The sequence below is a fragment of the Thermus thalpophilus genome (assembly GCF_022760915.1).
Taxonomy (GTDB): domain Bacteria; phylum Deinococcota; class Deinococci; order Deinococcales; family Thermaceae; genus Thermus; species Thermus thalpophilus.
In genome coordinates this window covers 21,406-41,466 of the sequence record NZ_JAKTNS010000022.1, presented here as the reverse complement: position 1 = coordinate 41,466, position 20,061 = coordinate 21,406, and the positions used below count along the sequence as shown (strand labels likewise).

Below are 20,061 nucleotides of genomic sequence, written 5' to 3'. Positions count from 1 at the left end.
AGTGGTCCCCACATTTTTACTCGTCCAGTCTCACATGTGTCTGTCCGGGTTCAGGCAAGCCCGGGCAGACTTGACCGTTATGCCGCATAGAGCCCCAGGAACCTGAGGGCGGAGAGGGGATGGAAGGAGAAGGTCTCCAGGGCCGCTTTCAAGGTACGCTGGCGCGTGATCTTCTCCCGCATCCCCCTGCGGTGCAGCAGGGACACCAGAAAGGCCCGGAGGGCGGCCAAGACCTGCGCCCCCACGTTCCGCACCTGGCAGGCGTCCTCATAGAGGAGGACGTCCCGTACCCAAAAGGACCGGTTCTCCATCTTCCACCGGGAAAGGAGAAGCTCCCCAAGCCGCCTCGCGTCTGCTTCCTCGGTCCCCAGGCTGGGGAGGGCGTAGCTCGCCGCGCGCCGTACTTCCCCCGTCCCCTTGTACACCCCACATTCCGCACCCCCTTTACTCCAGCAGGTAATGAGGGTGTCCAGCATGCGGCCCATGCGGTCGTCGTTGAGGAGGCCTGGGGTGACGCCCTTTCCCAGAAGCCACTCCGTGGGCTTACCCTCCCAGTAGTGGCCGAAGAGGTAGAGGGGAGAAGAGACAAAGCCTAGGGCGTTCATAATGGCCGCTTACAAGGTAGCCCCTTCGGGGCTGACCAGGGCCACCCCCGCGCTCACCTTTTCCCCCGGGCGGGGGCCCACCCGTTCGTCCACCAGGGGGACCAGCCCGATACGGTCCACGGTGCTGGCCACCAGGCCCAGGTGGCCCAGGTCGTACACCTGTAGGTTGGGTGTGGTTTCCATCCCAAAATCCTAAGGCCAGGGGAGGAGGGATGCGGAATGTGGGTTGAAGGCCGTCGTAAAGGTCCCCCACCGGGAGCCACGCGGCCCTGGCCAACCGCTCACCAGCAAGGGCAGTGTGGCCGGATAGACCCGGGCCGCGAAACCCGAGGGCGGGCGCTTACCTCCTCCAGAGCCGCTCCATCATCGCCCCAAGGGGAGCGGCGAAGACTCCCTCCCCCAACGGGGAAGGTCTCCCCTCCCGGGTAAATCACGAAGGCCTCCTGGGGCTTGAGGTCCTTCAGCGCCTCGTGGAACCCCCGGGAAGGCCGGGGATCAAGGCTCCGCTTGACCTCCACGGCCCAGAGCCTCCCCCCGGGCAGGAGGAGGACCAGGTCCACCTCCGCCTCGGCCCGGGTGCGGTAGAAGTAGGCCTCGCCCCCCTCGGGAAGCACCTGGAGGAGGTTCTCCACCACGAAGCCCTCATAGCTCCTCCCCACCACGGGGTGGGCAAGGAGGTCCTCCAAAGTGCGGAGCCCCAGGAGGGCGTGGACCAGACCGCTGTCCCGCAGGTAGAGCTTGGAGCTTTTCACCAGGCGCTTCCCCACGTTGGCCTCAAGGGGAGGCAGGCGCCTCAGCAGGTAGAGGTCCACCAGAAACCGGAGACCTTTAAGCTCCTGGCTTGTGACCGAGGGGCCCAAAAGGAGCTGGTGGACCTCCTTGAAGGAAACGCGAAGGCCAACTCTAGAAGGGCAGATACAGGATGGCGTTCTCCAGCTCCCCAGGTCGCGCGGCAGTCAGAAGGAGCTCCAGATCCTCCAAGATCCGGCCCACGCCGACCCCCCGGCGCAAGAGGATGAGCCCAGACATGGGCCTGCCCTCCTCTATGCGCCGCGCGGCCTCGGCGCTCAGGGTGGCGTGGTCCCTGGACACCAGCACCCGTCCTTCCCGGGCGGCCCACTCCAGGACCTCAGCGTCTGATCTCCCCCCAAGGCCCACGTCCACTACCCGCACCACGTCTAGCCCGGGATGGCGCCGCTTCAGGCCCAGGAAGAGGGCCTTTTCCACGTTCTCGTCCAAAAGAAGCCTCACGCCCTACCCAGCCGGGCGAGAAGGGCCTTAGGGAAGTGGACCCGGACCCGCTCCTCCGCTTCCTGAGCCACCCTCTTCGCCCTCGCCCGGTAGGCGGCTACCTCCTCCGGGTGGCGCAGAGCCCAGGCCAGGACGACGTACACGTCCGCAAGGTTCAGGCTAGGGTAGGCCAGGACCATCTCCTCGGGGGAGAGCCCCCCCTCGTAGGCGTCCAGGAGGTCTTCCAGGTAGACCCGGGTGCCCTCTACCCGGAGGCCTCCAGCCTCGTCCGCCACCAGGGGGATCCGCTCGGTCAGGACCATGCGCACCTCAGTATACTCAGGAGCCGCCCCGCGCGCCTATGCTTTGTAGTCGGTCAGCACATGCCTTCGTGTGCTCCTCCTCGCGGAGATTGGAGTGCCCCGTGCCGTTTTGCCCGCTGACCGAAGAACCTTGGGTGGAGGGCTTGCACCTTGAGGGGGGTACTGTTATAAAACAGGTAGAGGAGGAGCTATGGCACCCCCCTTGCCGGAAGGGCAAAAGCGGGTCTTTTTAGAAGCGGCGCGGCTCCTGCGCCAGGGCCTTTCCCCCACGGCCCACGACCTGACCCGGGCCTTGGGCTTGCGGCCGCAGACCGTGCGCCAGCACCTGGAGGCCCTGGCCCGGAAGGGCCTGGTGGTCCTCTATCCCCAAGGGCACGGCCGCCCCACCCACGTGGAGCTTACGCCGGAGGGGAGGCTGCTTGCGGGCCTCGCCATTCCGGTGGTGGGAAGGGTTCCTGCGGGGCCCCTGGAGGAGGCTCTGGAGGAGGTGGAGGGCCTCATCCCCCTGCCCGCACGCCCTAACCTTTTCGCCCTTGTGGTGGAAGGGGACAGCATGGCGGAGTACCTCCTGGATGGGGACGTGGTGGTGGTGGAGCGGGGAGTAAGGCCGAGGCGAGGGGAGATTGCCGCCGTGCTTCACGAGGGGAAGACCACGCTCAAGTACATCTACCCCGAAGGGGACATGGTGGTCCTCAAACCCCACAACCCCGCCTATCCCACCCTGCGCTTGCCCGCCTCGGAGGTGGAGGTCCAGGGAGTGTTTCGCTTCCTCCTGAGGGGAAGGGAGGCCCTCGAGGCGATGCGGCTTCTTTTGAGGTGGAGCTATGAGCACTGAAGCCCTTTTCCGCGTTCGGGTTGAAGAGGAAGGGAGGTCAGGGTTCCGGCTGTTGCGGTTGCTCCCCTCGCGGGAGCGGTTGGTGGTGGTTCTACGCGAAAGCGCCCTCGAGGGGCTTTTGCGCCTTCCCGAGGGCTCCTTCCGCAGGCTGGCCCATGGCGAGGCCAGCGTGGTGTCTATGGCCAGCCTGCTCCCCGAGGAGCGGCTGCAGCTGGAGACCCTGGGCTATGCTCGGACCTTCAGGCGGCCCAAGGGGGAGGTGGCGGCGGAGGTCTTCTTCCTCCAGGAGGAGATCCCCCTGGTTTGGGCGAGACTGGACCTGGACGGGGCGGGGGTGGTGCTGGAGGCCTTCTTGGAACCCGAGGAGGTGCTCTAAGGGCCCGGGGGCCTAGCGGCCCCACGGGAAGGGGCGTGGACCCGCTCACCCAGGCGATCGACACGGTGGACCTGCCGGAGCTCGTGGCCCGGCTCTTCCCAGAGTCCGGGGCCAGGCCCGGCAGGCCCGGGCTTTACCGGGCGGTCTGGCGGGGGGACAAGAAGCCCTCCCTATCCCTCTTCAAGGCCGGGGGAGTGTGGTTCTTCCGGGACCACGCCACCGGGGAGAGCGGCAACGCCTACCACCTGCTCCTCGCCGCGGGCTTCTCCAAGGCGGAGGCGGTGGAGATCCTCCTCGGAGAAAGGCCCCTCCCTGAGCTCCCGAAGCGGCTCCGGCGCGGGAAGGAGAAGCCCAAGCCCCCGGTGGACCTGGGGGCCGCCCTTTCCGAGGCCCAGGCCCGCCTCAGGGAAGCCAGGGAGCTCCCCGAGGTCCTGAAGGGGCGGGGGCTCACCCTGAGGGAAGCGGTCCTCCTCGGGATGGGGCTTTCCCCCGAGGGGGACCTCTACCTCCCCATCCACGACCCCGAGGGAAGGCTGGTGGCGGTGAAGGTGCGCCACCTGAGGCCCAGGGACGGCCAGCGCTATCGCTACCTCACCCGGGGGTGCGGCACGCCGCCCTGGTACGGCCCGGGCTACGGGAAGCGGGCGGGGGTCCTGGTGGTGGAGGGGGAGCTCAACGCCGTGGCCCTCTACCTCGCCGTGGGGGACCTCCTGGACGTGGTGGGGGTGGCCGGGGTGAACGGCACCCTCCCCGAGCCGGACGGCAGGCCCACCTTCCTCCTCCTGGACGGGGACGAGGCGGGGAGGAAGGCGGCGGAGAGGTGGCAGGCGGAGCTTGGGGGCTACCTGCTCACCCCCCTCGAGGACGGCGACGCGTGCGAGGTGGCCGAGGCCCTGGGCCGGGAAGCCCTCAGGAAGGAGGTCCTCGCCCGGGTGGCCGAGGCCTTCCTGGAAAGGGAAGGTGTGTAAGATGCGGTCTATGGAAGCCCACCTGGTCCCCTTCGGCGGGGGCCACCTCCTGGTCTCGGAGGCGGGGGTCTTCGCCCTGGCGAAGGAGGCGCGCCAGGCCGAGGCCCTAGGCCGGGAGGCCTACGCCCTCCTCGCCCTCCCCGTGGTGCCCCTGGTGGTGGGGAGCTACCGGCGGGGCTACCACGAGGGGGTCCTCCACGTGGCCTCCCTGGAGGAACACCTCCAGGCCCTTCCCCGGGTCCTCTCCCCGGCGGACGTGGACCGGATCGCCGCCTTCCTCCGGGGGGAAGGGGAGAGGCCGGAGGTGCGCCTCCTCGAGCCGGGCCGCCCGGAAACCCCAGTTGCTTCCCCGCCAGGGGAACACCTTGAGGAGGCGGCCCCTGTAGAGGAGGCCCGGACCGGACCGCCCCCGCCGCCCCAGGGCGGGGAAGGGGAGAGGCGGGAAGCACGCCTCGAGGGGTTTCCCAAGGCGGGGGAGGCTTCTCCCCGGGGGAGGGTCCTCACCCGGGAGCGGGAAGCCTTCCCCGCCTCCCCCAGGGAGAGGCGGTCTCCCCTGGTGCCCCTTCTCCTCCTCGCCGCTTCCCTTCCCCTCGTCCTCTACCCCGCCTTTGCGGGGGCCATCCCCGGAGCCCTGGCCCTCTTTCCCGCCCTGAACCTCCTCCTGGTGCAGGACCGCCTGCTTAAGCGCGGGGGGACTGCCCGGGAGTACGTGGACGCCTTCAAGGGGCTCCTCTTCGGCCTGGCCCTGGTGGCCCTCCTGGGGGGAGCAGTCCACGGGGTTCTCCTCTCCCTGGCGGGGGGCCTGGCCTGGGCCCTCCTCCCCGCCCTCTACGGGGTGGCGGCGAGCCTCTGGTCCCTCCCCCTGGGCCGTCCCGCCCGCCTCTACGCCCAGGCCGTGGGGGATGCCCTGGGGCCCGCCGCCCTCCTCACCCCCCTGGCCTTCCTTTACGCCGTGCCCCTGGGGCTCGCCCTCGCCGCCTTGGGCCTCCTGGCCCTCCTAGGAGGATACCTGGGGGAGGACTAGCAACAAAAGCTTGCTTAGTTGCCACACCTATGGCAACATGAGGGCATGCGGTTGCGTGCCGTGTTGCTGGCTCTAACCATGGCCCTTCCGGCCCAGGCCCAGGTGGTGCTCAAGACCTATTACGCGGAGGACCTGGTGAAGAGCCCGGGGCTTCTGGAGGTAAGCCCAGGCTTCACCACGGTCATCGACTTCTGGGACACGGTGGACGCCGCCTTCTCCGCCAAGCGGGAGCTCCTTCGCCTCGAGGGGGGCGGGAGCAGGCTCCTCCTCTCCACGGGGATGATGGGCACCCAGACGGGGGCGGTGCCCGTGAAGAGCGGGATGACCGACCTGGTGGTGGAGGTGGGGGGGAGGACCCTCCTCTTCACGGTGCGCATCGGGCCGGGGGAGTACCCGAGGCGGTACCAGGTGCTCCTCAAGCGGACCCAGGGGGGGACCTACGCCCCTCTCTCCCAGACTCCTTCCACTCCCACGGCGGGGCCTGCCCAAAGCTCCTCCCCCGCTCCTTCTCCCACCCCCAGCCCTCAGGTTCAGGCCCCGGCGGTGCACTTCACCACCACCGTGGAGGCCCCTTCCGGGGAGGAGGGGAGGGTGAGCGTCTTCTTCACCCTGGAGAACCGGGGAAGCCGCCCCGTGAGCTTCGCCCTCAACGATCTCCAGATCCTGCAGGAGGGGAAGCCCCTCCGGTTTGAGGTGCGCCGGGACCCCCTAAAGGCGGTCCTGAACCCCGGAGAGGGGCAGAGCGGGGTCATCGTGGTCCACGGGGCGAGGCCCGGGGAACTCCTCCTCAGGTGGCGGGGGGTGGAGCTCGGGCCCGGGAGGAGCTTCCTCCTGGAGAGGCGGCTTTTGGGCAAGACCATCGAGGTCCAGACGGAAGGGAGGTAGAATGGACCTCCTCGCGCCTTGGCGGGAAGGCCCCTACACCCTACAGGAGGCCCTGGAGCGCTACGGGGAGGCCCTGGTGGGGGAGGCCCTGAGGCAACGGGTGCTGAAGCCGGTGATGACCCGGCTCGGCCCCGTCCTGGTCCCGGCGGCCAAGGGCCGGAAGCGCCTCGGGCTCACCCGGTACTACACCCCCAGGGCGGGGGCCCTGGAGATGGCCCTCCTGGTGCGGCGGCACGCGGAGGCCATGGAGAGGGAGGGCTGGCGCATGCTCAGGCGGGAGGGGAGCAGGGCCGTCCTGGAGCGGGAGGGGGAGCGGGTGCTCCTGGTGGGGAAGAGGGGGGACCCCACCAAGAGGCCCGCTCCCAGGGACGAGCTGGAGGCCTCCGCCGGGCGGGTGATCGTTCTGACGCACGAGGCGCCTAAGCGAGGTGGCACAGAGGTGGTGTATGTCTGAGGTGGTGAGCGCCATGAACGGCCTGGTGCTGAGCGTGGAGCCCCCTAAGGCGCTGGTCTTCGCCGTCACCACCCTGGGCCTCGCCCTGGGCGGCCTCCTCATCGCCATCGGGGAGCGGGACCGGGGGGTAGGCTACCTCATCGCCGCCCTCCTCGGGGGGATCCTCGCCTGGAACGCCAGGGCCCTCCTGAGCCTGTTTGGAGTATGAACGAGGTCCTTTGTGGCGTGAGCCGACTGGTGTGCGCCCTCACCCCCCCTGTGGTCCTGGTGGGGGCGCTCGTCCTCTTGGCGGTGATCTTCCTGGGCTACCGAGTGGTGATGGGGGACCTCCGGCGGGCCAAGTGGAGCCTGGCGGCCCTCCTCCTGCTGGCCGGGCTCCTCGCTCCGGTGCCGAACGGGCAGGGCGGGAGGACGGCGGCCTTCTACCCTCTTATCCGCATGCTCACCGGGGGGTACGGGGCCTGCACCTTCATCGGCCCCCCTCCCCGGTACACCCCTTCCCCCGACGAGAAGCCCGTGAAGGGCCTCTCGTGTGGGGGCTCATGAGAAAAGGGCGCAATGGTGGGGCGGCTTGTGGCCATGGGCCTCGAGGTCCTGCCCTTCACCCTGGAGGAGGCCCTGGAGGCGGGGGCCCTGGACCCCCTGACCCGGCCCCTGGGCCTTTCCCTGGGCGACCGGGCCTGCCTGGCCGCTGGGAAGGTGCGCGGGAGGTGGCGGTGGTGCGCTAGGCCCACGGGGCCAGGAGGACCCTCGCCCCCGGGAGGAACCGCCTCAGGTAGGCCACCCGCTCCGGGACGGGGGCACCCCAGACCTGCCCCACGAACCTCAGGGCGAAGGCCTCCCCCTTGGCCCGGACCCGGGCCCGGGCATAGGCCCCGGCGTCGTACTCCAGGGCCACGGGGCCTTCGGAGGTGAGCCAGACCCCATCGGGCTCCTCCACGGGGTGGCGGGGCCTGGGGCTCACCCGCCACACCCGAGGATCAGGGGGCGCCTCGAGGAGGAGGCGCATCTCCGCCAGGCCCGCCAGGTGGCGGAGGGCGGTGAGGGGGTAGCGGGCCACGCTCGGGTGGGCCCAGAAGGCCACGGGCTCCTCCTTCCGGTAGTAGGTGAGGCCCAGGTAGCCCTCCACCCGCACCGCCTCTTCGGGGGGGACGAGGCCCCAGCGCCGGACCTGCCCCTCGGACCAGGCGAGGTCCACGGCGAGGGGGTTCACGCTCATTGCCCGGCCCCCAGCACCAGGACCGTGAGGGGCGTCCCCTGAGCCACCTCCGCCACCCGGACCACGGCCCTCGTGCCCTCCGGGACGGAGAAAAGGTCTGCCGCCGCCGCCCCCAAGAAGAGCTCCAGGGGCGGGGTCTGCCCCTGCTGGATCACCGTGCCCGAGGGCGTGGTGGTGACGGTGGTCTGCTGGCTCCGGGCCCGCACGTAGTCGGAGAGGCCCCGCAGGGAGCCCCGCACCAGGTCGGCCACCAGGGAGGGGGCTTCCTCCCGGACCTGGGCGGGGAGGCCCTGGGCGAGGTCAGAACCCAGGACCACGGCCCGCACGGGGAAGACCTTCCCCGCCAGGACCGCCTGGTCCAGGTTCACCTCCACCCGGCGGGTGGGGGAGAGCTTGGCCTTGCCCAGGAAGGTGGCCCCGTCCTCCGTCTCCAGGGCCACGGGGACCTCCTGCCCCTCGGGCACCACGAGCCTCACCGCGAGCCTCCCCTCGAGGCGCGCCCCGGGGAGGTAGGGGGAGGAGGCCGTGGCGGGAGGCGTGGAAGAGGCCGTGGAAGGAGGCGTGGAGGGGGCCTGCCTCCCCCCGAAGACCTCGGGCAGGTTGGCCTCGAAGAGGCCAGGCCCCTGGGGGGCCTGGGGCGGGGCGGGAGAGGAGGGGACCGCCTGGGGCGCCTCGGTCTTCCTGTAGGCCACGAAGGAGGAGACGGGGGCCACCTGGCCCGAGGCGCTACCCGCCTGGCCCTGGTAGACGGCGAGGCCCGGACCGGCGGGGGCCTCCTGGGCCTGGGCCTTCAGGGGCACGGAGAGGGAGGGCTTTTCGGGGGCCTCCTGGGCCTGGCCCATGTAGAGGGCCATGGAGGGCGAGGCGGCCTGGGCCTCCCCGGTGGGACGGAGGTAGAGGGTGAGGGAGGGCCCCTCCGTGGGCATGGGCGCGGCCTGGGCGGAGTAGGCTCCCGCGCCTCCCAGGGTCTGGGGCGGGGGAGGCACCTCCCCGGTGGCCGAGGGCGTGGGCGGAGGGGGGACGGCCTCGAGGCGTTCTCCTGACGGAGAAGCGACCGGGGTGGCCGTGGACTGGGACTGGGGCGCGGCCTCCCCCGTGGCCCCGGAAGCGCCAGCCGGGGGTGCGGGAGCCTCCTGGGCCTGGGCCTGAGGGGGCGTTCCGGAGGCCGCCTGGGGAGCGGTGGCCGCCTGCTGGACCTGGGGGGAGGGGTGAGCCTGGGCCGGGCGCTTGGGGCCTCCCAGGTTGTTCAGGGCCCACATGAAGACGACGAGGCCCATCAGGCCCCCCACCCCGATTAGGATCTGCTTGGGACGGGAGGGCACCCACTCCCCGGTAAGCTCGTCATACCGGTTGAAGAGGCGGTTGTAGAGGTCCCGGAGGAAGGCCCGCTTCTTCACCTCCCGGCGGACCTCCTCCTCCGGGGGCCTGACCTGCTCGAACTCGATCCCCTCCTCCAGGAGGGCGGCGAGCTCCGGGTCCTTCTCCCTGAGCTCCTCCAGTAGGGCGTAGAAGCCGGGCTCGTCTGGCCCGGGGAGCTTCTTGCCGAGCTTTTCCTCCGCTTCCTTGCGCACCTCGGGGTTCAGCCTCACGCCCTCATGTTGCCACAAAAGGGCATGGTTTTGCTATAATGGCAGTCGTATGAGGTTGAAAGGGGGCGAGAGCGGGCGGAAGAGTTCATGGCGGACGGGTTTCAGGCTTCAGGCTCGTGGTTCTTCCTTAGGAGGTGAAGCGTGCTGAAGAAGTTAGCTAAGGGTCTTAAGACGGAGCACTTCAGGTTCTTCGCCTTGGCGTTGGCGGTGGGCCTCACCCTCTTCGGGGTGGCGGAGGCGCAGGCGAACCCGGCGGACCAGGCCTTCGGCAACGTGGCGAACGCCATCTGCACCATCGTGAGCTACCTGAAGGGTCCCATCGGCCTGGGGATCATCATCCTCATGTTCGCCGTGGGTGGCATATCCCTCGCCATCGGTGGGCGCAACGCCATGCCCCTCATGATCGGGGCGGGCATCGGGGGCATCATCATCGCCGCCGCACCCTACTTCGCCAAGATGTTCTTCGGGAACGCCACCGCTTCGGCCAACTCCCCGGCCTGCACGAGCCTCTTCTGAACCATGCTCAGGCTCCGGGTGTGGCGGCTCTACCAGCCCCTGACGCTCCTCGGCCTCGAGCTCTGGCAACTCTTCCTCGGGGCCGTGGCCATGACCCTGGGGCTCCAGGTGGGCGGGAGCCTGCCGCACCCGGCCCTGGGCCTGGTGCTGGCGGGCGTGGCGGGCTTTCTGGCGGTGAAGTTTTCCGACCGCTTGCGGATGCGCTTCCCCGGGGCGAGCCTCTGGCAGGAAATCGCCTGGCTCACCCAGAAGGAGCGCTACCGCCCCGAGCGGGACGAGGACACGACTCCCCTGATCTATGACGAGCGCTTCCAGAGGTAGCCTCTTCTCCCGGGCGCGGGAGGACTCCCTCACCGCGCTCTTGCCGTACTGGGAGATCCAGGACGGCCTCGTGGTTCTGAACGACGGGCGGGTGGAGGTGGGGGTCAGGCTCGAGCTCCAGCCCACCCTCTTCGCCAGCACCGCCTACATGGAGGGCCTGGTGGGGGTCATCAAGACCATCCTTCGGAGCGGCGTGCCCGAGGGAAGCCGGGCCCGGCTCGTGGTGGAGGTCTCCCCGGCCCCCTTCGCCCGGGTGGAGCGGTACCGGAGCCTCGAGCCCTCCCACCCCACGGCCCGCTTCCTGCAGGAAAGGCGCTACGAGGCCTGGCGGGAGCGGTGGCAGAAGGGGCAGGTCCTGGAGAAGCGGGTCTACCTCAGCGTCCTCCTGGGCAGGCCCCGGCACAAGCGGCGCCGGGTGCCCTTCACCCCGGAGGAGTGGAAGGAGGTGGTGGCGGAGGCGGAGCGGGTGCGGACCCGGATCATCCGCGCGGCTTCCGCCTACCGCGTCCTCGCCTTCCCCATGGGCGACCAGGAGCTCTTCGCCGTCCTCTACCGCTACTTCAACCCCGCCCTGGCCCTTGCGGAGGTGCCCCAGTACCAACAGACCTGGCAACGCTACCCCCGGGAGGCCATCCGCCGCATCCCTTCTCTCAGGCCCCCCACCCTCCGGGCCCAGATCGCCCGGAGTGAGGTGGACAACTCCTACCGGGACGCCCTCTACGTGGGGGGGATGTGGGCGGGGGTCCTCTCCCTCTACACGGTGCCGGACGAGACCTACGCGGAGATGGGGGACGTGCTGGCCCAGGCCGGGGGGGACCGCTTCTACCTGGTCATGGACTTCCTCCACGAGCCCTTCGAGCTCGCCATCCGGGCCCTCAAGGCCCGGGCGAGGCGGTACTACTCCGCCTCCCAGTCGGGGACCTACGTGGACCCCAACGTGCAGGTGGGGCAGGTGGAGACGGAGGGGGCCATCACCCACGTCTCCCAGACGGGGGACCACATCTTCCAGGTGGGGGCGAGCCTGGTCCTCCTGGAGCGGGACCGGGAGACCCTGGAGGAGCGGGTGAGCCAGGCGGTGAGCACCCTGAGCCAGGTTCCGGGGAACCCCTTCCGGGTCCTCAGGAACGGCCTCCTCGCCCCGTGGCTGGCCCAGGCCCCCTTTTCCGGGGGCGTGGCGGAGGAGAAGGTCTACCTCCTGGAGACCAACGCCGCCCACTTCTTCCCCACCACGGGGGCCTGGACGGGAAGCCCGAGGCCCGTGGCCCTCTTCCGGACCCGCCAGGGGGCCCTGGTCTCCGTGGACCCCTTCGACAAGCGGATGCGGAACTACAACGGCATCGTGGTGGGGGGCTCGGGCTCGGGGAAGACCTTCGCGGTGCAGTACCTCCTCTCGGAGCTCTTGCGGGACGAGAAGGCGAGCGTGGTCATCCTGGACCGGGGCAAGAACTACCAGGCCCTGGTGGAGGCCTTCGGCGGGGCCATGGTGGAGATCCGCCCCGGGGCGGGCACCAGCATCAACCCCTTTGACCTCGAGGAGGGGGAGGTGGAGCCCACCCCGGAGAAGAAGGGGGACCTCCTGAAGCTCCTCCGGGCCATGGTCCCCCCCGGGGGCGACCCCACCCAGGAGGCGGTGGAGAACGCCATCCTGGAGGCGGCCATAGACCAGACCTACAAGCGGGCCACCACCGTGGACCTGAGGGAGGACGGCACCGAGGAGAAGCGCTACCTCGGGGCCAGGCTCTCCGACCTGGTGAAGACCCTCCTCACCCTGGACGAGATCGGGGGGCGGGGGGTGTCCCCCTCGGAGAAGGAGGTGGCCCGAAGCCTCGCCCTCCGGCTCCAGTCCTGGACCGGGGACTCCCCCATGGGCAGTTTCGCGGACCGCCCCACCTCCGTCCCCGTGAGCACGGCCCGGGTGGTGTGCTACGAGCTCGAGGGCCTGGACGCCTACGAGGGCCTGGACGTGGTGGGCACGGTGCTCATGGCCGACCTCATCTGGAAGCGGGCGAAGGAGGGGAAGAAGCGGGGGGAGGAGCGGAACCTCCTGGTGGTCCTGGACGAGGCCTGGAAGGTGTTCAAGAACCCCTACGCCGCGAGCCTGGTGGAGGAGCTCTACCGCCGGTTCCGGCACCTGGGTGGCGGGATTTGGAGCATCACCCAAAGCCTCCAGGACTACAGCGGGGAGAGCGCGGGGAGGATTCTCCAGAACACCACCTGGGTCTTCCTCTTCCGGGTGCAGGGGGAGGAGGAGCACGTGCGAAGAGTCTTCGGCCTCTCCGACCGGGCCATGGCCGTGTGGAATTCCTTGGGGGGCGTCAAGGGGCTTTACGGGGAGGTGATGGTGTGGGCGGTGCGGGACGACCGGAAGGAGGGGGACGTGCTTCAGCTCTGGCCCACGCCCTACGACTACTGGCTCTTCACCAGCGCCCAGGAGGAAGCGGCCCGGAGGAAGGCCTTGGTGGAGAGGTACGGGGGGGATGTCCTCAAGGCGGTGGTGGACCTCGCGGAGGGGCGGGCATGAGGGCTTGGATCCCCAAGATCGCTTCGCTGACCTTCGCCTTCGCCCTCCTCCCCGCCCTCGCGGTGAGGGTGGCGTGGCTTTCCCCGAGGCCCGGGACCTACCCGGAGGGGCGGGTCCTGGTGGTGGAGGCCCGGGTGGAGCCCGAGCCGGGGGAGAGGGTCCTCGAGGTGAGGGGTGTGGCCCTTCCTTCGGGGCGGGAGGTCTTCCGCACCACCTCCCTCCAGGTGAAGCGGTACTGGGACACCGGGGGCTTTGGCGGCACCACGGCGCTTCGCCTGGAGGTGGACTACACCGGGGAGAAGACGGGCACGGCCTACGCCCTCCTCGCCCTCCAGGTCCAGGGGACGGGGCTTTCGGGCCAGAACCTCCAGGCCCAGGGCCTCATGGAGGACCTGGACGGCTTCATCGCCCAGGCCTGCCGCTTCATCGGCTTCTACGAGCTCTCCTCGGTACGGTGGCTGTGCACCGCCCACCGGACCGTGAAGAAGGCCATCAACTACTGGAACCAGCTCGGGGACATGTGGGAGGACTTCAAGAACCAGGCCATCTACTACGGCACCGGGCTGGCCCTGGACTGGCTGGGCAAGGGGCTTGGCCTCCACCAGCTCAACCCCCTGGTGGACCAGGTGGACCAGGCCCTGACGGACCTCATGAGCGACATCCGCCGCCAGAAGAACGCCATCCTGAACGCCCTGGCCCGGGCGCGGGCGGAGCAGTTGCGGGAACTGGACGCCTGGAAGCCCGGGGACGACCCCCTCTACTGGGGCCCGGAGTGGTGGACCCGGCTCATCTCCGGGGTGGTGCCCCAGCTGGGCTTCCAGGCCACGACCCAGAGCCTCGCCGACCTCCAGCGCACGGCCCAGCTCCTGGAGAACCAGTCCCGGGTGGCCCAGAACGTGAAGAACCAGCAGGAGAACCTGAGCCTGGAGAGCACCCTCCAGGACCTCTGGGACACCCTGGGGGCCGCCTGGAACTTCATCGCCGAGGCCGTGTCCAAGGGGTGGGCCTCCCTCACCGGGGGGCTTTCCGGGGCGAGCGTGGTGGGGGCGCAAAGCGCTTCCCCGGGAGGCGCCCTTGGGGCCCAGAACACCCCGGGGGGCTCCGGGGGCACCTCCGGCTCGGGCGGCACCAGCGGCTCCGGCTCGGGGGGCGTGATGGACCCCGGCATCACGGAGGAGCTCATCTCCGAGGCCCAGACCGCCCCCTCCACCCGGGAGGTGACGGAGGTGGTGGTGAAGGGCTTCGCCGAGCTCATCCGCCTGCAGGCCCAGGACTCTTTCCGGGCCGTGCAGGAGATGAAGAACCTCGCCGCCCAGCAGGCCATGACCGTGGAGCAACTGGTCCAGGTGAACCAGAACTTGGTGGAGCTCATCAGGAAGCAGGAGCGTAGCGCCGAGGACCAGCTACGGGCCCTCATGGGCCAGGTGGCCTCCCAGGCGGAGAAGACCTCGGCCAAGTACGTGGCGGCGGGGGAGGCCCTGGAGATCCTCGCGCGGCAATGGAGAGCGCAAAGCGGCACCCCGCCGCCCTCGGGGGGTAGCCCGTGAGGCGGGCCCTTCTTCCCAAGGGGTGGGGCGCGAGGCTTCTCGCCCTCCTCCCCTTCCTCTTCCTCCTGGCCCTGGCGGACCCGCCCCCGCCGCCCCAGGGACAGATCGACCAGGGGGTTCGGGACTTCCTCACGGGCATCCTCAACGCCATGCTCAACCTCAACGACTGGATCGCCCTCTTCAAGGCGAGCCTCCGGGACTTCCAGGCGGGGGCCTACACCATCGGGCGGAGCCTCATCGTGGTGGGCCTCATCTGGAGCCTGATCCGGGCGGTCTACTACGGGAGCCTGGAGGAGGTCCTGGGGGCCATGGCCCGGGTGGTCCTGGCGGGGGGGTTCCTCTGGTTCGGGGAGGTCCTGGACGAGAGCTTCGGCGGTACGCAGGGCGTGTACTACGCCGTCACGAACACCTTCCGCACGGAGCTCGCGGACGCCATGACGGAGGCCGCCAACAACCTCAAGGCCCTGGGGGCGGTCATCAACCCCCTCTTCACCATCGTGGCCATCGTGGAGGCGGGCGTCGTCCACCTCGTGGGGACGGGCCTGAACGACGGGACGAACATGCCCGACTGGGCCCAGCAGATCCTCGCGGGCATCGGGGCGGCGGCCCAGCTTCTCAACCCCGCCTCCCTCCTCCTCGTTCCCTTCGTCATCATCGCCATGGTCCTCACGGTGCTCATCAGCACCATGTTCATGCTGGCCTCCGCCTTCTGGCCCATCGTGGCGGGGAGCCTGGCCCTTCCCATCGGCCTCGGGCCCCAGCTTTTCGGGCGGTGGCTTTCCGTGGTGGTGTGGGCCTTCATCATGGGGGCCGTCGGGCCTTTCGTGGTGCGGGGGGGCATGGAGCTCGGGGTCTCCCGTCCGGCGGCCTACATCGCCTCCCAGGCCAAGGAGATCGTGGACACCACCGTGGAACAGCTCACCGGGCAGTTCCGGGAGAACCGCCGCATCTTCGCCGAGACCCTGAACGACCTGGCCGTCCAGAACGGGTGGGACCCCCGGGTGTGCGGCTTTGAGGTCTTCGTGGACACGGACGGGAAGCTCAACTACCGGAACGTCCCCCCGGACGGCAAGGCCCTCCTCTCCCCCGTGGCGTGCGGAACCATGACCAAGGAGGCCATCGCCCAGGGAATGCGCCAGATGGGCACCTTCGTCCTGGGCATCGGCAAAGGGCTCGTGGACATGTTCCAGGCCTGGGCCCAGACCCTGCTGATGACCGTGGGAGGCATGGCGGCGGCCCTCCTCATCGCGGGCTATCTCTCCAGCCTGGTGGCCACCTTCTTCGGTGGGCTTTCCCTGGCCGTGACGGCGGCGGCCGTCAGCTACGCCACGGGGATGGCAACCCAGGCCGTGGGCAGGGCCATGGGCGGGGCCGCGAGCGCCCTGGAGGGGATGGGCCAGGCCGCGGGGAGTCTGGGCCGGGGGCTTGGGGGGCCCTCGAGGGCCCTTCCCTCGGGCGCAGGCGGAGGAGGCTTCTCTTCAGCCGCAAGCGGTGGGGGCCAGGAGGTGCCTCCCGCCTACCAGCGCACGGTGGAGGTCCAGGCCCCCGGGACGGGGGTGCCGTACATGCACCGGGCCGAGTACGGTCAGGGTGTGGAGCCCGCCGTGGTGCGGCCCGCCCCCGGGGTGGGGCAGAGCGTGGGCTACACGGGTCCCGGGGAGGTCCCCTCCTACAGAGCCCCTGAGGCCCCGGGAAGGTGGACCGACCGGGCCAAGGAGGTGCGGCCCCCGGAGACCCCCTCGGGCACCACCCTTCCCGCAGGGGGGCCGCCTCCGGGCAGGTGGATTGACAGGAGCGCTTACAGGAAGGGAGGTGATGAGGAGTGAAGCGCTGGATTGACCGTGGACCGAAGTGGGTCAAAAGGGACCCCTTGCCCAGGGTGGAGTTCCGCCTGAGCGAGGAGGCCTTGGCGGCGCTTCGCGCCCGGCCCCTGGCCCCTAAGGCCCCAGGAAGGTGGATCGCCCGGGCGCGGGGGAGGAGGTAGGTGGAGGCCGCTTCCCTCTTCGAGACCCCACGCCCCCTCAAGGCCCTTCGGGCTTTGGGGTTCCTCCTCTTCCTCGCCACCCTGGGCCTCGTCTTCTACCTGGGGGCGCGGGGGGCCCTCGAGGCGGCGAACGCCCTGGCCGAGGCGGGCTGGGACCAGGCCGTGGGCAGGCCCGGGGCGAGGGGCCTGGAGTTCGCCACCGCCTGCATGCTCAACGTGGCCACCCCGTGCGGAGGCGAGTTCAATCGGCTCTGGGCGGCCCGGCTCAACTACGACCTCCTCCGGCTCGTCCTGGTCCTGGGGTTCGTGGGGGGCCTCGCCCCCTTCGTCTACAGCCCCGCGAGGCCCAGGAAACTCCCGGGGCAGGGGCGGTGGGCCACGGAGAGGGACCTCGAGCCCTACCTCAACCCCAAGGGCGTGGGCTGGTACGGCCAGCTCGGGAAGAGGCCCCTCCGGGTCTCCGAGGGCCAGCGGGTGGCCCACACCCTGGTGGTGGGGAAGCCGGGGCACGGGAAGACCTCGGGGTACTACCTGCCCAACCTCCTCCTGGACGCCAAGGACGGGTGGACGGCCATCGTCTACGACCTGAAGTACCCGGACCGGGAAGGCCTCATGGAGGCCATGGCCTACTACGCCCACCACGGGCGGGCCGTCTACCCCTTCACCCCGTGGGGGGAAAGGTCCTACCGCATCAACTTCCTGGAGGGGGCCGAGGACATCACCCAGGCCAAGCTCATCGCCGAGATCTTCGTGCCCCGGAACCCTAAGGTCCCGGACTCCAAGGAGTTCTACCCGGGCCTCGAGCGGACCCTGCTCCAGGCCCTGATCCACGCCGAGGGGGTGGAGGGGCGGTACTCCCTGGCCCACGTCTACCGGGTCCTGGGGGACGGGGTGGCCGGGCTCAAGGCCTACGTGGAGGTGCGGCCCTACCTGCAGGTGGAACTCAAGACCCTCCTGGAGATGCGGCAGGACCAGCTGGCGGGGATCCTGAACGGGGCCCGGAACCGCCTCTCCATCTGGCTGGACCCGGGCCTCGCCGCCGCCACGGAGCCCGGGCCCATGGAGGTCCCCTGGGCGAAGGTTTTCTCCGAGCCCAGCCTGGTCTACATCGGCGTGCCCCAGGAGCTCATCGGGGACAACGCCTCGGGGTACGTGCTCCTCAAGCTCCTGAAGCGCATCGTGGACCTGAAGACCCTCCAGCACGCTAACCGGAACGGGGGCAGGCTCAAGGTGCCCGTGAGCGTCTACTGGGACGAGTTCCCCAACTTCGGCTTCCTCCCCGGGATCAAGGAGAACCTGGGCACCATGCGCTCCCGGAGGGTGGCCTACCACATCGCCGTGCAGAACACGGACCAGGGGCGGGCCGTCTACGGGGAGGAGTGGGAGGCCATAGAGGGCACCTTCGCCCAGCGGGTCTACTTCCTCTCCGGCCTCTCCGACAACGACGCCGCCCGCCTCTCGGAGGTCCTGGGGGAGACCTCGGTGATGCAGGAGGTGCGGGGGGTGAGCCGGAGGGGCCTTCTCCCCATCCCCACGAGCCGAACCGTGGGGGAGCGGGAGGTGGCCCGGCCCCTCCTCTCCCCGGAGGAGATGCGCACCGCCCCCAAGGGGGAGGCGGTGGTCCTGCTGGAGGGCGCTCCTCCGGCCCGCATGAACCTCTTCGGCATGTGGCGGAAGGAACACCTCCTGCACCGCCTCTGGAAGAAGGCGCGGGAGGCGCGGGTGGAGGAGGCGGGCTTCCCCCTTCCCCGGACGCGGGGGCCCGTCTCCCTCCCCGCCTCCGCTTCGCCCGAAGGGGAGGCCGCCCCCTGGAGCCGGGACCCCTCGAGGCCCGAAAGCCTCCTCCTCTACCTGGAAGCCCTCACCCGGCGGGTGCCCGAGTTCAAGCGGTACTACCGGGGCTCGGAGACCCTTCGCCTGGACCTCCGCCTCCCCGAAGGCTTCCCCACCCCCGAGCCCGCCTGGGTGAAGCTGGGCTGGTGCGAGGTGGAGGGGGAGCCCGTGCGCCTCTCCATCACCCAGAAGGGCCTCAAGGCCATCCAGGGGGCAGACCGGGAGGGGTACCGGGCCCTCCTCCGGTGGTGCCGGGCGGTGGAGCGGTGGAAGAAGGAGCGCCGGGAGGCGCCCGTGCCCGAGGTCCTGGCCTTCCCCCGGGAGGAGGGGGAGCAGGTGCTTTTGGGGAAGCTTTGCGGCGAAGCGGTGGAGGTGAAGGAGGATGAGGTCCTGGTTCGTCCCAGTCTTGGCCTTGGCGGCCTCCGTTGCCCTGGGAAGGAGCTACACCCTGGAGGAGGCGGCGGAGGCGGTGAGGCGGGCCACGGGGGAGGTCCTGGTGCAGGTGGCGGTCCTGGACCTGAAGCCCCTGACGGAGGCCCTAAGGGAGGCCATGGTGAAGGGAGGGGTGAAGGTGTACCTGCTCACCACGGATAGCGGCCTCACCCACCCGAAGAGCTACGGGCCCTCCCTGGCCCTGGCGGGGGCCGTGGTGCGCTTCGCCCCCCGGGTGGACGGGGAGTTCGTGGTGGTGGACCGGAAGGAGGCCATCCGCCTCCTTCGGGGCTACGTGGGCCTCTCCCTGGAGGGGGCGGAGCCCGCTCCCCTGGTGGAGCGCTTCTACTTCGCCTTCCTCCGGGGGGTGCCCTTCGCGGTGGAGGACTGGGTGCACCGGCTCTACATCCGGGAGTACGTGAAAGGAGGTGGAAGGTGAAGTGGGCGGAGCTTCTGGGTAAGGCGGTGGCCGTCTTGGGGGCCGGGCTCTTCCTTCTCGGCCTCTTCCGGCTGGACGGGGCCGGGGTGGGGGCGGGGCTCGTGGTCCTCCTCTACGGGGTGGGCCTCGCCCTCCTCGCCGGGGTCTACGGGGAACTCAAGGCGGTGCGGGCCCTCCTGGAGAGGGAGGTGGAGAAGGGGTGAGGCGAGCGGCCTACCTGGTCCTCCTCCTGGGGGCGGCCTTCGCGTGCGGCCACGTCCCCCAGGACCTCTGGGCGAAGACGTGGAAGTACGCCCGGGCCTGGGGGGTGGACCCCTACCTGGTGGCCGCCGTGGTGTGGGTGGAAAGCGGCTACTGCCCGGGAGCAGTAGGGCGGGCCGGAGAAGTGGGCCTGGGCCAGTTCATGCCCGGCACCTGGGCGCGCACCACGGGGGCTCCCGTGGAGTGGCGGGCCCACCCCGACTGGGCGCTCTGGGCCACGGCGAAGCACCTCCGGGAGCTCTGGGAGGCCACCCGGGACTGGCGGCTGGCCCTCGCCGCCTACAACGCCGGGCTCGGAGCGGTGAGGAGAGGGGCCATTCCCGCCTCCACCCAGAGGTACGTGGAGCGGGTGCTTTCGGTCTACCGGGCCTGGCGGAGGGGGTGATGGAGGCCTTGCCTGCCTTCCACGCCCTCGAGGCCCTGGGCCGGGCCTTCTCCCAGAAGGAGGCCTGGGTCTTGCTCGGGGTGGGGGCCCTCTCGGGGTACGCCCTGGGCCGGGTGGCCCGGGTCCTCCTCCCTTGGACGGCCCTCCTCTACCTGGGGGCGGCCCTCCTCGGGCGGGCGGACCTGGAGAGGCTCGCCCACCACCTTGGGGCGGCCTCCAAGGAGGTGTGGGCCTTCCTCTCCGGCCTCCCCACGGGCCTCTCCCTGGGGGCGGTGGTGGGCTTTTTGTCCGGGCTTTCGGACCGTTGGGAATAA

The 20,061-nt window shown here is 70.3% G+C and carries 23 protein-coding genes and 2 pseudogenes; 19 read left to right on the top strand and 6 right to left on the bottom strand.

The window, feature by feature from the left end; all coding sequences use genetic code 11:
• Window positions 1-374 precede the first annotated feature (374 nt).
• The 4 genes and pseudogenes from L0D17_RS08665 to L0D17_RS08650 all read right to left on the bottom strand — a co-directional run.
• Window positions 375-788: pseudogene (locus L0D17_RS08665) on the bottom strand (DUF4277 domain-containing protein); the annotation flags it as partial.
• A 98-nt stretch (window positions 789-886) separates the two neighbouring features.
• The gene (locus tag L0D17_RS08660; protein WP_279231670.1) at window positions 887-1,465 is read right to left on the bottom strand and encodes a DUF4143 domain-containing protein; all 579 of its coding nucleotides are present in this window, start codon (window positions 1,463-1,465) and stop codon (window positions 887-889) included.
• Between the two features lie 43 nt (window positions 1,466-1,508).
• A complete protein-coding gene (locus tag L0D17_RS08655; RefSeq protein ID WP_126207015.1) occupies window positions 1,509-1,856 on the bottom strand; it encodes a DUF5615 family PIN-like protein in 348 nt (115 codons plus the stop codon).
• Entirely contained in the window at window positions 1,853-2,158 is a 306-nt protein-coding gene (locus L0D17_RS08650) for a DUF433 domain-containing protein (RefSeq protein WP_243094803.1), read from the bottom strand. Before L0D17_RS08650 ends, L0D17_RS08655 begins: the two co-directional genes overlap by 4 nt.
• A 190-nt stretch (window positions 2,159-2,348) precedes the next feature.
• On the opposite strand from L0D17_RS08650, the gene L0D17_RS08645 reads away from it, so the two are divergent.
• The 8 genes from L0D17_RS08645 to L0D17_RS08610 all read left to right on the top strand — a co-directional run bounded on the left by L0D17_RS08645 (window position 2,349) and on the right by L0D17_RS08610 (window position 7,246).
• Window positions 2,349-2,993 (top strand): LexA family protein, encoded by a 645-nt coding sequence (locus L0D17_RS08645; protein WP_014632320.1) that lies wholly within the window; start codon window positions 2,349-2,351, stop codon window positions 2,991-2,993.
• A gap of 82 nt (window positions 2,994-3,075) precedes the next feature.
• The gene (locus L0D17_RS08640; protein WP_172596982.1) at window positions 3,076-3,369 is read left to right on the top strand and encodes a hypothetical protein; all 294 of its coding nucleotides are present in this window, start codon (window positions 3,076-3,078) and stop codon (window positions 3,367-3,369) included.
• Between the two features lie 35 nt (window positions 3,370-3,404).
• Complete coding sequence (locus L0D17_RS08635; protein WP_243094802.1) at window positions 3,405-4,337, top strand: toprim domain-containing protein; 933 nt, start codon at window positions 3,405-3,407, stop codon at window positions 4,335-4,337.
• Between the two features lie 10 nt (window positions 4,338-4,347).
• Entirely contained in the window at window positions 4,348-5,361 is a 1,014-nt protein-coding gene (locus L0D17_RS08630) for a hypothetical protein (RefSeq protein WP_243094801.1), read from the top strand.
• Between the two features lie 45 nt (window positions 5,362-5,406).
• On the top strand, window positions 5,407-6,246 hold the full coding sequence (locus L0D17_RS08625) for a hypothetical protein (RefSeq protein WP_243094800.1): 840 nt from the start codon (window positions 5,407-5,409) through the stop codon (window positions 6,244-6,246).
• A gap of 1 nt (window position 6,247) precedes the next feature.
• Window positions 6,248-6,700 carry a hypothetical protein gene (locus L0D17_RS08620; RefSeq protein ID WP_243094799.1) on the top strand — a complete coding sequence of 151 codons (453 nt, stop codon included), beginning with the start codon at window positions 6,248-6,250 and terminating at the stop codon, window positions 6,698-6,700.
• Window positions 6,693-6,908: a hypothetical protein gene (locus L0D17_RS08615; RefSeq protein WP_243094798.1), complete on the top strand. Its 216-nt coding sequence runs from the start codon at window positions 6,693-6,695 to the stop codon at window positions 6,906-6,908. Before L0D17_RS08620 ends, L0D17_RS08615 begins: the two co-directional genes overlap by 8 nt.
• Entirely contained in the window at window positions 6,905-7,246 is a 342-nt protein-coding gene (locus L0D17_RS08610) for a hypothetical protein (protein WP_135260224.1), read from the top strand. Before L0D17_RS08615 ends, L0D17_RS08610 begins: the two co-directional genes overlap by 4 nt.
• A 178-nt stretch (window positions 7,247-7,424) precedes the next feature.
• On the opposite strand, the gene L0D17_RS08605 is transcribed toward L0D17_RS08610, so the two are convergent.
• Together L0D17_RS08605 and L0D17_RS13605 are read right to left on the bottom strand one after the other, a co-directional pair.
• A complete protein-coding gene (locus L0D17_RS08605) occupies window positions 7,425-7,919 on the bottom strand; it encodes a hypothetical protein (RefSeq protein ID WP_093007028.1) in 495 nt (164 codons plus the stop codon).
• A complete protein-coding gene (locus tag L0D17_RS13605; RefSeq protein WP_039457236.1) occupies window positions 7,916-9,508 on the bottom strand; it encodes a hypothetical protein in 1,593 nt (530 codons plus the stop codon). Before L0D17_RS13605 ends, L0D17_RS08605 begins: the two co-directional genes overlap by 4 nt.
• A gap of 141 nt (window positions 9,509-9,649) precedes the next feature.
• Between L0D17_RS13605 and L0D17_RS08595 the strand changes: the two genes are divergently transcribed.
• From L0D17_RS08595 to L0D17_RS08545, 11 genes and pseudogenes are all read left to right on the top strand, one after another.
• A complete protein-coding gene (locus tag L0D17_RS08595; protein WP_243094797.1) occupies window positions 9,650-10,024 on the top strand; it encodes a TrbC/VirB2 family protein in 375 nt (124 codons plus the stop codon).
• A 3-nt stretch (window positions 10,025-10,027) separates the two neighbouring features.
• Window positions 10,028-10,345, top strand: a complete 318-nt coding sequence (locus L0D17_RS08590) for a hypothetical protein (RefSeq protein WP_014632329.1) — start codon at window positions 10,028-10,030, stop codon at window positions 10,343-10,345.
• Complete coding sequence (locus L0D17_RS08585) at window positions 10,323-12,866, top strand: VirB4 family type IV secretion system protein (protein WP_243094796.1); 2,544 nt, start codon at window positions 10,323-10,325, stop codon at window positions 12,864-12,866. The genes L0D17_RS08590 and L0D17_RS08585 overlap by 23 nt, the downstream gene beginning before the upstream one ends.
• Window positions 12,863-14,413, top strand: coding sequence for a hypothetical protein (locus tag L0D17_RS08580; RefSeq protein ID WP_093007020.1), 1,551 nt, complete (start codon window positions 12,863-12,865; stop codon window positions 14,411-14,413). Before L0D17_RS08585 ends, L0D17_RS08580 begins: the two co-directional genes overlap by 4 nt.
• Complete coding sequence (locus L0D17_RS08575; protein ID WP_243031516.1) at window positions 14,410-16,239, top strand: hypothetical protein; 1,830 nt, start codon at window positions 14,410-14,412, stop codon at window positions 16,237-16,239. Before L0D17_RS08580 ends, L0D17_RS08575 begins: the two co-directional genes overlap by 4 nt.
• Window positions 16,236-16,397 carry a hypothetical protein gene (locus tag L0D17_RS08570; RefSeq protein WP_167764531.1) on the top strand — a complete coding sequence of 54 codons (162 nt, stop codon included), beginning with the start codon at window positions 16,236-16,238 and terminating at the stop codon, window positions 16,395-16,397. Before L0D17_RS08575 ends, L0D17_RS08570 begins: the two co-directional genes overlap by 4 nt.
• Window positions 16,398-18,824 (top strand): type IV secretory system conjugative DNA transfer family protein, encoded by a 2,427-nt coding sequence (locus tag L0D17_RS13600; protein WP_341474686.1) that lies wholly within the window; start codon window positions 16,398-16,400, stop codon window positions 18,822-18,824.
• Window positions 18,712-19,101 (top strand): annotated as a pseudogene (locus tag L0D17_RS13595) (hypothetical protein); the annotation flags it as partial. The gene L0D17_RS13600 and the pseudogene L0D17_RS13595, both read left to right, overlap by 113 nt.
• On the top strand, window positions 19,098-19,304 hold the full coding sequence (locus tag L0D17_RS08555; RefSeq protein WP_039457191.1) for a hypothetical protein: 207 nt from the start codon (window positions 19,098-19,100) through the stop codon (window positions 19,302-19,304). The pseudogene L0D17_RS13595 and the gene L0D17_RS08555, both read left to right, overlap by 4 nt.
• Window positions 19,301-19,747: a lytic transglycosylase domain-containing protein gene (locus tag L0D17_RS08550; RefSeq protein ID WP_124105528.1), complete on the top strand. Its 447-nt coding sequence runs from the start codon at window positions 19,301-19,303 to the stop codon at window positions 19,745-19,747. Before L0D17_RS08555 ends, L0D17_RS08550 begins: the two co-directional genes overlap by 4 nt.
• Complete coding sequence (locus tag L0D17_RS08545; protein WP_038043781.1) at window positions 19,747-20,061, top strand: hypothetical protein; 315 nt, start codon at window positions 19,747-19,749, stop codon at window positions 20,059-20,061. Before L0D17_RS08550 ends, L0D17_RS08545 begins: the two co-directional genes overlap by 1 nt.